The sequence below is a fragment of the Ruminococcus sp. CAG:379 genome, assembly GCF_000434255.1.
Classification (GTDB): domain Bacteria; phylum Bacillota; class Clostridia; order Oscillospirales; family Ruminococcaceae; genus Ruminococcus_F; species Ruminococcus_F champanellensis.
In genome coordinates, this window is record NZ_FR894800.1 from 1 (window position 1) to 11117 (window position 11117).

Genomic DNA, 11117 nt, shown 5'->3' on the forward strand with positions numbered 1-11117 from the left:
GCGTATGCCAAGCACGCAGAGCATCAGAGCACGCAGAAAAAGAAACGGTCACACAGAACGACCCAGCGTATCCCCACAAAGCAAACGATCACCAAACACAGACCCCGCAGGGAAACCTGTATTTATTATACCGGCAAAGGGGCAGTTCGTCAACAATTTTTGCCGGTTTTACGCCAAATCCAGCGGCATTCGGGAAAAGAAACCCGGGTTCGTGGACTATTTTGCGCAAAATGCGACCAATTCACCGGATCTCAACATGGTTTTCCACAGCGTTGTGGAAAGTCGTGTTGAGAAACCGCTGCTTTTTCACTACAAGATCCTTTGTCCGGCATTGCATTTTCTTTTTCTTGTCCACCTGCTTTCACAGAAGTTTTCCACCGAGTTGTGGAAAACCATGTTGAGAAACCTTCCGCTTTCCACAGCAAGATGTTCTGAAAAATACATTCCCTTGCCGGTTCGGAGCGGCAAAAGAAAAACGCTCCCCGGAATGGGGAGCGCTGGTGCGGATGAAGTGACTCGAACACTCACGGATGAATCCACTAGAGCCTAAATCTAGCGCGTCTACCAATTCCGCCACATCCGCATATACACACACTGTTACATTATAAGAGTATAGCATCGGAGTCCGGATTTGTCAAGCTTGCGGACAGATTTTTTCCAGCACTTCAAAGAAAAAAGATCGCTGAATGCCCCCGAATGCCTTTACTTTATCATGGAAATATGGTATAATAGGCTTAAGTGCAATCGGACTGATTTTTGGCGGATTATATATGTATAGGGGCAGGCAGGCAAACCGGGTTCCGGGTTTCCGCCATGCCTGCTGAGGAGGTATAAATTTTATGAATTCCTTTGCGGAAGTGTTTGAGCAGGTCAAAAAGTATTGTATCGAGGTGGGAAACATTGGCGATGTGGCGATCAATCTCTGGATCAATACCCTGATTCCCGTCTCCCTGGATGGCACCAAGGCGGTGCTCCAGTGCAATTCGGAATTTCAGAAGGGCGTGGTACTGAATAATTTCAAGAGCCTCCTGCAGGAGGGCTTCCGCAATACCCTGGGCTTTGACGTGGAGCTGGAGATCATCATCGAAAGCCAGAAGCCGGCGGAAAAGGTGGATATTCAGGAGCTTGAGAAGAAGCATGCACAGCTGGAGAAAAGCTTTGAGGGCGCTGAGTATGACTACACCTTTGACACATTTATCGTAGGAAAATCCAACGAATTCGCCTATGCCGCCTGCACCGCCGTGGCAAAGCACGACCGGAACAAGGCAAGCGATACATACAACCCCCTGTTCATTTACGGTCCCTCCGGGCTGGGCAAAACCCATCTGATGACCGCAATCGCCAACGAAATGCGCCGGAACGACCCGAACCTCAACATCGTATATGTCACCGGAGAAACCTTTGCAAACGAGCTGATCGAAGCCATTCAGAAAAAGCAGGACACCTCCCTGTTCCACGACAAGTACCGGAATGCGGACGTGCTGCTGGTGGACGATGTCCAGTTCATTGCCGGCAAGGACTCCACCCAGGAGGAATTTTTCCACACCTTCAATAAGCTGCACAGCGAGGGCAAGCAGATCGTACTGACCTCCGACCGTCCCCCCAAGGACATCAAGATCCTGGAGGACCGGATCCGGAGCCGGTTTGAAAGCGGTCTAATCGCCGATATTTCCACGCCGGATTTTGAAACCCGGATCGCCATCATCCGCCGGAAGGCAGAGCTGTTAGACCTGAATCTGCCGGACGAGGTGGCGGAATTCATCGCAAACCGGCTCAAAACCAACATCCGACAGCTGGAGGGGGCAGTGAAAAAGCTCAAGGCGCTGAAGCATCTGGCAGGGAGCCAGCCCTCCATTGCCATGGCACAGAGCGTGATCCGGGACATTCTCACCGACGACCAGCCCATCCCCATCACCGTGGAGAAGATCATTGCGGAGGTTGCCAACGTGTACGGGGTATCCCCGGACGATATCCGCTCCAACAAGCGCTCCTCCCAGATTTCCAATGCCCGGAAGGTGGCGATCTATGTAGTGCGGGAAATCACCCAGATGCCCCTTGCTTCCATCGGCATGGAGTTCGGCGGGCGGGATCACTCCACCATCGTGTATGCGGTCAACAGCATCTCCCAGTCCATCCAGAAGGATAGTTCCTTGAAGGAACTGGTGGAGACCCTCATCAAGAACATACGGGAACGGGGAAAGAACTGAGTTTCCACCAGTCTTTCAACAGATTGTTGAAACCTGTGTGAAAAAGAAAGCAAGGCGCAGCGCCGATCCGCATCCCCTTGTCCACAGTTTACCCATTCGGCTTTTTGACAGTTTTCCGCCCGGATCCGACCGGACTCCGGATTTTCCACGAAAGTTTCAAGGATTTTTCCCTTTCCACTCCACAAGTTCTGCCGGTTTCCACAGAGCGATCCGGCTTTCCACTTTTCAAGAATCACTCCACGAAAGGGCTGTGGAGGAGAAAATCCCGGAAAACTGCCGGGGGAGGGCTGTTTGAACAGTTTCAACCCCTCTACTACTACTGCTGAAAAAAATTAAGATGGATGGATGGATTGATCCCACCAACAAGCCGGAACGAAAGCCGGCGGCTGTGGAAAGTCCGGACATCCCCCAAAAAGGAGCCAATCATGAAGTTTTCATGCAAGAAGGAAGATATCTGCGCTGCCATCGGCAACGTATCCAAAGCGGTCAGCGTCAAATCCACCATTACCGCCCTGGAGGGCATCCGGATCAAGCTGTCCTACACGGTGCTGGAGCTGACCGGCTATGATCTGGAGCTGGGAATACGTTCCACCATTGAGGCGGTTTCCGAGGACTGCGGTGAATTTGTGGTGAATGCCCGGCTGTTCAGCGAGATCACCCGGAAAATGAGCGATGAGATCCTGACCTTTGAGACGGATGAAATGCTGAATATCCGCATCACCGGCGCTGTAACCGAGTACTGCATTTCCGCCATGTCTGCGGAAGAGTATCCGGATCTGCCGGAGGTCAGCGATGAGCACCGGTTCCTGGTGCCCCAGGATCAGCTGAAATCCATGATCAACCAGACTGCCCATGCAGTTTCCCTGAACGAGAACAAGCCGGTCATGACCGGTGCTCTGTTCGACATTACCGAGGACGGGAATTTCAACATGGTCACCAGCGACGGGTACCGGCTTGCCCTGCGGACGGAGCATATCGACACGGCGGAGGTGCACCGGTTCGTGGTGCCTGCCAGAACGCTGTCAGAAGTATCCAGACTGCTGAAGGAGGATGCCAAGGCACCCTGCGGCATTTACAACAATTTCAAGCACATTGTCTTTGAATTGGGAGAGATTACTGTATTCTCCCGGCTGCTGGAGGGGGATTTCCACAACTACCGGGCTTCCATTCCCCCGGACAAGCGGACGGAGGTCATCGTCCGTACCAGAGAGCTGGTGAACTGTCTGGAGCGGTGCGCACTGCTCATCAACGAGAAAAACAAGGCACCGGTGCGCTGCGTCTTTGAAAACGGCACCGTGAAGGTCAGCTGCAAGACCGGCATCGGCAGCATTTCCGATACCATTCCGGTGGATCTCAGCGGCGATGCCGTCACCATCGGCTTCAACAACAAATTCATGCTGGATGCGCTGCGGGCATCTGAATGCGACAAGCTGCGGATCCATCTCAGCGGCGGCAACCGGGTTGTGAAGATCATTCCGCCGGAGGGGGACAGCTTTGTGTTCCTGGTGATGCCGGTGGATCTGAAATACTAAGTAAGGGGGCGTTTCCATGCAGAACCAACGGGTTTCCATCCGCACGGAGTTCATCAAGCTGGACTCCCTGCTGAAATATGCCGGGCTGACCGACACCGGGGGCTTCGCCAAGGAGCTGATCCAGGGGGGACAGGTGAAGGTAAACGGCGAAATCTGCACCATGCGGGGGAAGAAAATCCGCAGCGGCGACGTGGTAGAGGCCGGAGAATACCGGCTGACGGTGGAGCAATGCATCTGACCGGGCTGGAGGCGGAGCATTTCCGGAATCTGGAGCATATTCAGCTAGAGCCGGACCCCCGGTATAACCTCATTGTGGGGCAGAATGCCCAGGGGAAAACCAATCTGCTGGAGGCGATCTGGCTGCTGACCGGGTGCAGGAGCTTCCGGGGCGTCCGGGAACGGGATCTGGTGAGCTTTGACCAGGAGGTCATGCGGATGCAGGCTTCATTCCGGGACAGCCGCCGGGAGCAGCACATCACCTACGCCATTCAGAAAAGCAGCCGGGAAAAGAAAATCACCCTGAACGGGGTGCCTCTGCGGGGGGGCAGCCGGCTCTTTGCCCAGTTCCAGTGCGTGGTGTTCACCCCGGACGATACCATGCTCATCAAGGGACTGCCGGACAAGCGGCGGAATTTCCTGGATCTCTGCTGCGCCCAGATCCGGCCGAAAAATATGGACGTGCTGCGCCGGTTCGAGAATCTGACCATTCAGCGGAACCAGGTGCTCCGGAGCATCGGCGCCGGAAACGGCACCCCCCTGGATCTTGCCATCTGGGACGCTCAACTGGCGGTGGCAGGGGCGCATCTGTCCCACATCCGGCACAGCTATGTGCAGCGGTTTGCGCCGGTTTGCGCCCGGCTGTACAGCATCATCACCGGGGGACGGGAGCAGCTGACGGTGGAATACCAGTCCGGCATGTACCGGGACTATGAGATGCCGGAAACTGTCACCGAGCCGATGCAGGATTACTATCTGCGGAAGCTGACCATGTCCTCCACGGACGATATCCGGCTGGGGTACACCAGCATCGGGGCAAGCCGGGATGATCTGCTGTTCAAGATCAACGGCAAGCCCGTCCGGGATTTCGGCTCCCAGGGACAGAAGAAAAGCACGGCGCTGGTGCTGAAGCTTGCCCAGGCGGAGATCTATCGGCACAGCCAGGGGCAGTCCCCGGTGGTGCTGCTGGACGATGTGATGGGAGAGCTGGACAAGAGCCGGCAGGAATTGGTGTACAGCATCGTGCAGGAAATGCAGGTATTTATTACCACATGCAACGAAGGGGCTGTATTGGGCAGCGACCGGGGCATGCGGATCACCATAGAAAACGGAAAAATATTGTAACGGAGGCGTGGGATGTATATACACCTGGGCAATGAGATCTCTGTGTCGGACAAATGCGTCACCGGCATTTTCGATCTGGAGAATACCACCATCGGCAAAGCCACCAAGGAGTTTCTGGAACGGGCGGAACGGGAGAAACGGGTGGTGAATGTCAGCTATGAAATGCCCAAAAGCTTCATTGTCTGCAACGAGCGGGGCAGAGAAGTGGTTTATATTTCCCAGATCTCCGTTGCAACACTGCGCAAGCGTGCAAACACGCTGTTTTGAGGAAAGGATGGAATCATGAGCGAAACAGAACAGATAAAACCGGGAGCACAGCAGTATGACGAAAGCCAGATCCAGGTGCTGGAGGGGCTGGAGGCTGTACGGAAGCGTCCGGGCATGTACATCGGCACCACCGGTTCCGGCGGACTGCATCACCTGGTGTACGAGATCGTGGATAACTCCATTGACGAGGCGCTTGCCGGGTATTGTACCCATATTCAGGTAGAAATTCTGCCGGGGGATATCATCCGGGTCACGGATAACGGACGGGGCATTCCCACAGGCATCCACCCCAAGGAGGGGATCTCCGCTGCAACGGTGGTGTATACAGTGCTGCATGCAGGGGGAAAATTCGGCGGCGGCGGCTACAAGGTTGCCGGCGGTCTCCATGGCGTGGGAGCATCCGTTGTCAATGCGCTGTCGGAATGGCTGGAGCTGACCGTCAAGGACGGGAGCCATGTGCATTTCCAGCGGTTTGAACGGGGGAATTATGCGGAGCCTCTGAAAATCATCGGGGACACCACGGAGCACGGCACCTCCGTCATGTTCAAGCCGGACGCAGAGATCTTTGAGGAAACCACCGTGTTTGACTACGAGGTCCTCCTCAAGCGCATGCGGGAACAGGCGTTTCTGAATGCGGGGCTGACCATCGAGCTGTCGGATCAGCGGGATCCGGCGAATCCCCAGGGGGAGAAGATGTGCTACGAAGGGGGCATCCGCCAGTTTATCGAGCATATCCACAAAACACGGGGACTGGAAAGCCTCTCCGAGCAGGTGATCTACTTTACAGGGTCCAAGGGGGACAATGCGGTGGAGATCGCCATGCAGTACAACGACAGCTACAACGAGCTGATCCTGTCCTTTGCCAACAATGTGCATACCATCGACGGGGGCATGCACGAGCTGGGCTTCCGGAATGCGCTGACCAAGACCCTGAACGAATACGGCAAGCGGTTCGGCCTGCTGAAGGATGACTCCAAGCTGATGGGGGAGGACGTGCGGGAAGGCTTGACCGCCATCATCTCCGTCAAGCTGACGGACTGCCAGTTCGAGAGCCAGACCAAGGTGAAGCTGGGAAATCCGGAGATCAAGCCCTTTGTGGAGTCCATCGTGTCCGAAAAGCTCATGAACTACCTGGAGGAGAATCCGGCGGTGGCACGGGCGATTTTCGACAAGAGCCTGGCGGCACAGCGTGCCAGGGAGGCTGCCAAAAAGGCGAGAGAAACTGCCCGGCGGAAAACTGCTATGGAAAGCGCAAGCCTGCCGGGAAAGCTGGCGGACTGCTCCGAGCGGGATATTGAAATGACGGAAATTTACATTGTCGAGGGTGATTCTGCGGGAGGCTCCGCCAAGGAGGGCAGAGACCGCCGGTACCAGGCGATCCTTCCCCTGTGGGGCAAGATGCTGAACGTGGAAAAGGCACGGATCGACAAGGTATACTGCAACGAAAAGCTCATGCCGGTGGTGACTGCCCTTGGCACCAGCATCGGGGAGGATTTCGACATTTCCAAGCTCCGGTACGGAAAGGTCATCATCATGGCGGATGCGGATGTGGACGGTTCCCATATCCGGACGCTGCTGCTGACCTTCTTCTTCCGGTTCATGCGCCCTCTGATTACAAATGGAAATATTTACATTGCCCAGCCGCCCCTGTTCCGGGTGGCAAAGGGAAAAACCTTCAAGTATGCCTTCTCCGACGAGGAGCGTGACAAATACATCGCCCAGTTCAATGGGGAATCCCCCAACGCCAAGGTGGAGGTGCAGCGGTACAAGGGTCTTGGCGAGATGGACGCACACCAGTTGTGGGATACCACCATGAATCCGGACACCAGAACCATGATCAAGGTGGAAATGGCGGACGCAGTGAAGGCGGACGAGACCTTTTCCATTCTCATGGGGGATAAGGTTGCCCCCAGACGGGAATTTATCGAGAAGAATGCAAAATACGCACAGAATCTGGATATTTAAACGGAGGGTTCATGAAGGAAAAAATGCAGCGGGAATACAGCATTCCCTTTGAATTATTTGCCAAGGCATTTACCCTGTTCCAGAAAAAATTCGTCTATCCCCGGTGCTGGATCATCACCGCATTTTTAGGGGCTGTGATCCTGTTTTACGTCAGCGCCGCCCTGCAGGATCCGGGGAATACCCTGACCTATGTGCTGATCTTTGCGTGCCTGGCGGTGATTTTCATCCAGTGGTACAACCCGAAAAAGATCCGGCGGCAGCTGATGAACGCCATCAAGGATCTGGGGGACGAAACCTATCGGCTGACGGTGGAGGAGGATGGGCTGACCATCGGCACGATCCTGCCGGAACCGGAGGATGCACCGGAGGAGAATGCGGAACAGGAGTCCGGAGACGGGTTCCACGACATTTTCCCGGAGGAGCCGCCCCAATTGGCGGATACGGTGATCCCCTTCAACAAGCAAGTAAAAATTGTGGAATCAGCGGAATTTTTCCTGGTGTACCAGGTTCGTGCCATGTTTTATGTGATCCCAAAACAGGCTTTTTCCCCGGAGGAGAACCGCCAGCTTGCCGGCTTGTTTGCCGAAAAGCTGGGACGGCAGTTCTGCCCGGATAAACAGACAGAAAGGAACTGATCGATTTGTTCAGCGAAACTGAAATTGTGCTGCCCGTGGATATCGAAAAGGAAATGAAAAAATCCTTTATCGAATATTCCATGTCCGTGATCGTGTCCCGGGCGCTGCCGGATGTGCGGGACGGGTTGAAGCCCGTACACCGCCGGATCCTGTACACCCTCCACGAAAACGGACTGACCCCGGACAAGGCATACAGAAAATGCGCCGATACGGTGGGCGCCGTGCTGGGCCGGTACCATCCCCACGGAGACGCCTCCGTGTATGACGCACTGGTGCGGCTGGCGCAGCCCTTCTCTTTGCGGTATCCTCTGGTGGACGGCCACGGCAACTTCGGCTCCGTGGACGGAGATCCGCCGGCGGCATATCGTTATACGGAAGCGAGAATGGCGAAAATCGCTGTGGAGATGCTGACGGACATCGGCAAGGACACGGTACCCTTCATGTCCAACTACGATGACCGGCTCAAGGAGCCTGTGGTGCTGCCCTCCCGGTTCCCGAACCTGCTGGTGAACGGCTCCGTGGGCATTGCCGTGGGTATGGCAACCAACATTCCGCCCCACAATCTGGGAGAGGTCATTGACGGCATCAGCACCCTGATCGACAATCCGGACTGTACCCTGGACGATCTGATGGAGCATATCAAGGGGCCGGATTTCCCCACCGGGGGCATCCTCATGGGCAGAGCAGCCATCCGGGCGGCATACGCCACCGGACGGGCAAAGCTGACCCTCCGTGCCAACACCTCCTTTGAGGAGATCAAGGGCAGAAACTGCATCATCGTCCACGAGATCCCCTACATGGTCAACAAGGCACGGCTCATTGAGAGCATTGCGGATCTGGTGAAGGACAAGCGCATTGACGGCATTCACAACCTGCGGGATGAGTCCGACCGTTCCGGCATGCGGATCGTCATCGAGCTGAAAAAGGATGCCATTCCGGAGATCATCCGGAACAAGCTGTTCAGCTATACCCAGCTGCAGGATACGGTGGGCGTGACCATGCTGGCACTGGTGAACGGGGAGCCAAAGGTGCTGAACCTGAAGCAGATGCTGGAGGAGTATCTGAACTTCCAGGTGGAGGTTGTCACCAAGCGCACCCTGTATGATCTGAACAAGTGCAAGAACCGGGCGCATGTGCTCCAGGGCTTTGCGCTTGCCATTGACTACATCGACGAGGTCATCGATATCCTCCGTTCCTCCAAGAATGTGGCAGAGGGCAAGCAGCGGCTGATGGAGCGGTTCAAGGATACGGATATGTCCACCCTGCTGGATCGTGCCCAGTACCCCTATGCCAACAAGATCGAGATCGGCGTGGGTCTGACGGATGTACAGGCGGAGGCCATTGTACAGATGCGCCTGGGACAGCTGACCGGTCTGGAACGGGAAAAGATCATGGACGAGTTGGAGCAGATCTGCGGAAAGATCGCAGAGCTGGAGGAGCTGCTGGAGGATCGGAGCAAGATGTACGGAGTGATCCGGGAGGAACTGGAAGTGATCCGGAAGAAGTTCGGGGACGACCGGCGCACCCAGATCGAGACCATCAGCGGGGAAGTGGACATTGAGGATCTGATCCCGGTGGAGGACAGCGTGGTGACCTATACCCACAACGGGTACATCAAGCGTGCTCCCGTGGACACCTACAAGACCCAGAAGCGGGGCGGCAAGGGCGTCAGCGGCATGAAGCAGCGGGAGGAGGATTTCGTGGAGGAGCTGTTCATTGCCTCCACCCACGACCATCTGCTGTTTATCAGCAATAAGGGGCTCATGTACCGGCTCAAGTGCTATGAAATTACGGAAGGCTCCAAGGCGTCCCGTGGGGTGAATCTGGTGAACCTGCTGCCCCTGGCAGAAGGGGAGAAGATCGCCGCTATGCTGAAAACCACGGACTTTGAGGACGATAAATTCGTGGTGATCGTCACCAAGAACGGCAAGATCAAGCGTACCCCCCTGTCCGCATATCGGAATGTGCGGAAAAACGGTCTGATCGCCATTGGTCTGGACGATGGGGATGAAATTGCAGCAGTGCGCATGACAGACGGCAGCAGCCAGCTGATGGTTGCCACCCGGAACGGCATGGCGCTGCGGATGGAGGAAAGCTGCATCCGGCAAATGTCCCGGTCTGCACACGGCGTCCGGGCGATCCACCTGCGGGAAGGGGATCAGGTCGTATCCATGGCGAGAGTCCGGGAGGGGGCAACCGTCCTCACCGTCACCGAGCAGGGCTTTGGCAGACGGACGGAGCTTGACGCTTACCGGCTTCAGAACCGGGGCGGCTATGGTCTGAGCAACTACAAGGTGGATGCGGAGCGTGGCTTTGTATGCGGCATCAAGGTGGTGGATGAGGCAGATGACATCATCCTCATTTCCAGCGACGGGATCATCATCCGGATCCGCACCAGCGATATCCGGATCATGAGCAGATACGCCAAGGGCGTTCGGGTGATGCGGGTCAGCGAGGACGCCAAGGTGGTGACCTTTACCCGGGCGGAGCATGACGATTCCGCAGAGATCCAGTCGGTGGAGCAGCTGTCGGAGGAGGAGCTTCAGGCACAGCAGGCGGACGCTGCCGCAGCGGAGAAAAACGAAGTGATCCCGGAGGATTCCGGTGAGGAAGCGGAGGAGTAAGCAGCCCATGGAACAGTCCATTCCCAAGAAGCTCGGCATGCTTGCACTGCTGACGGCAGGGAGCCTGTTTGCCCAGACCCTGCTGTGGGTGGCTTATGACTATTTCCGGATGCAGGTGTGGGTCATGGGGGCGCTGCCCCTGCTGATCTGCCTGCTGTATCACGCCGTACAGCTGGATTCCGGTACGGACAAGCTGATGGGCAGACGGTTCGTGTTTGCCGGGGCGTGTCTATTGCCCCTGTTGCTGGGGGCGGCGCTGGGCTTGTGGATGTACTGGAAGTATCCGGGGCTGGAGGTGTTCGGCGGTACCGGCTGGGGCGGCGGCGTGATCCAGGAGATCATTGCCAAGTACTCTGCCCGGTATCTGTTGACCTCCGGGTATCTGATCCTGTTCGCCGGGTTGGATGCGGTGTATCTTTTGCGGCGAACATGAGGACAGGGCGCAAGCCCTGTTTTCTTTTTGTGCGATCGTTTTTCATGATGTGGTTTGGCTTTGGTGACCGTTTGCTTGTGTGTTTTCTTTTATGCTCTGCGTGCTGTTTCTAC

Annotated in this window: 9 protein-coding genes and 1 tRNA gene; 9 read left to right on the top strand and 1 reads right to left on the bottom strand. The window is 56.0% G+C overall.

The annotated features are described in order from the left end of the window. Positions 1-498: 498 nt before the first annotated feature. A tRNA-Leu gene (locus tag QVO51_RS00275) sits at positions 499-583 on the bottom strand. Positions 584-839: 256 nt separating this feature from the next. On the opposite strand from QVO51_RS00275, the gene dnaA reads away from it, so the two are divergent. The 9 genes from dnaA (at position 840) to QVO51_RS00320 (ending at position 11004) form a co-directional block, all read left to right on the top strand. Further along, positions 840-2207 carry a chromosomal replication initiator protein DnaA gene (dnaA, locus tag QVO51_RS00280; protein WP_015557427.1) on the top strand — a complete coding sequence of 456 codons (1368 nt, stop codon included), beginning with the start codon at positions 840-842 and terminating at the stop codon, positions 2205-2207. A 425-nt stretch (positions 2208-2632) separates the two neighbouring features. Beyond that, positions 2633-3739, top strand: coding sequence for a DNA polymerase III subunit beta (gene dnaN, locus QVO51_RS00285; protein ID WP_015557426.1), 1107 nt, complete (start codon positions 2633-2635; stop codon positions 3737-3739). A 16-nt stretch (positions 3740-3755) separates the two neighbouring features. Beyond that, positions 3756-3977, top strand: a complete 222-nt coding sequence (locus tag QVO51_RS00290; RefSeq protein ID WP_015557425.1) for an RNA-binding S4 domain-containing protein — start codon at positions 3756-3758, stop codon at positions 3975-3977. Continuing rightward, positions 3968-5080, top strand: coding sequence for a DNA replication/repair protein RecF (gene recF, locus QVO51_RS00295; RefSeq protein WP_022356751.1), 1113 nt, complete (start codon positions 3968-3970; stop codon positions 5078-5080). The genes QVO51_RS00290 and recF overlap by 10 nt, the downstream gene beginning before the upstream one ends. 12 nt (positions 5081-5092) lie before the next feature. Continuing rightward, the gene (gene remB / locus QVO51_RS00300) at positions 5093-5347 is read left to right on the top strand and encodes an extracellular matrix regulator RemB (protein WP_015557423.1); all 255 of its coding nucleotides are present in this window, start codon (positions 5093-5095) and stop codon (positions 5345-5347) included. A 15-nt stretch (positions 5348-5362) separates the two neighbouring features. Further along, positions 5363-7312, top strand: coding sequence for a DNA topoisomerase (ATP-hydrolyzing) subunit B (gene gyrB / locus QVO51_RS00305; protein ID WP_022356752.1), 1950 nt, complete (start codon positions 5363-5365; stop codon positions 7310-7312). A gap of 11 nt (positions 7313-7323) precedes the next feature. Further along, positions 7324-7947 (top strand): YcxB family protein, encoded by a 624-nt coding sequence (locus QVO51_RS00310; protein ID WP_022356753.1) that lies wholly within the window; start codon positions 7324-7326, stop codon positions 7945-7947. A gap of 5 nt (positions 7948-7952) precedes the next feature. Continuing rightward, positions 7953-10571, top strand: coding sequence for a DNA gyrase subunit A (gene gyrA / locus QVO51_RS00315; RefSeq protein WP_022356754.1), 2619 nt, complete (start codon positions 7953-7955; stop codon positions 10569-10571). A 7-nt stretch (positions 10572-10578) separates the two neighbouring features. Then, positions 10579-11004, top strand: a complete 426-nt coding sequence (locus QVO51_RS00320; RefSeq protein WP_022356755.1) for a hypothetical protein — start codon at positions 10579-10581, stop codon at positions 11002-11004. Positions 11005-11117: the final 113 nt, after the last annotated feature.

Bases quoted from the DNA above. Each gene is read 5' to 3' on its own strand.
- QVO51_RS00290 (WP_015557425.1), top strand. From the start codon at position 3,756: ATGCAGAACCAACGGGTTTCCATCCGCACGGAGTTCATCAAGCTGGAC.
- dnaN (WP_015557426.1), top strand. From the start codon at position 2,633: ATGAAGTTTTCATGCAAGAAGGAAGATATCTGCGCTGCCATCGGCAAC.
- recF (WP_022356751.1), top strand. From the start codon at position 3,968: ATGCATCTGACCGGGCTGGAGGCGGAGCATTTCCGGAATCTGGAGCAT.
- remB (WP_015557423.1), top strand. From the start codon at position 5,093: ATGTATATACACCTGGGCAATGAGATCTCTGTGTCGGACAAATGCGTC.
- dnaA (WP_015557427.1), top strand. From the start codon at position 840: ATGAATTCCTTTGCGGAAGTGTTTGAGCAGGTCAAAAAGTATTGTATC.
- QVO51_RS00310 (WP_022356753.1), top strand. From the start codon at position 7,324: ATGAAGGAAAAAATGCAGCGGGAATACAGCATTCCCTTTGAATTATTT.
- QVO51_RS00320 (WP_022356755.1), top strand. From the start codon at position 10,579: ATGGAACAGTCCATTCCCAAGAAGCTCGGCATGCTTGCACTGCTGACG.
- gyrB (WP_022356752.1), top strand. From the start codon at position 5,363: ATGAGCGAAACAGAACAGATAAAACCGGGAGCACAGCAGTATGACGAA.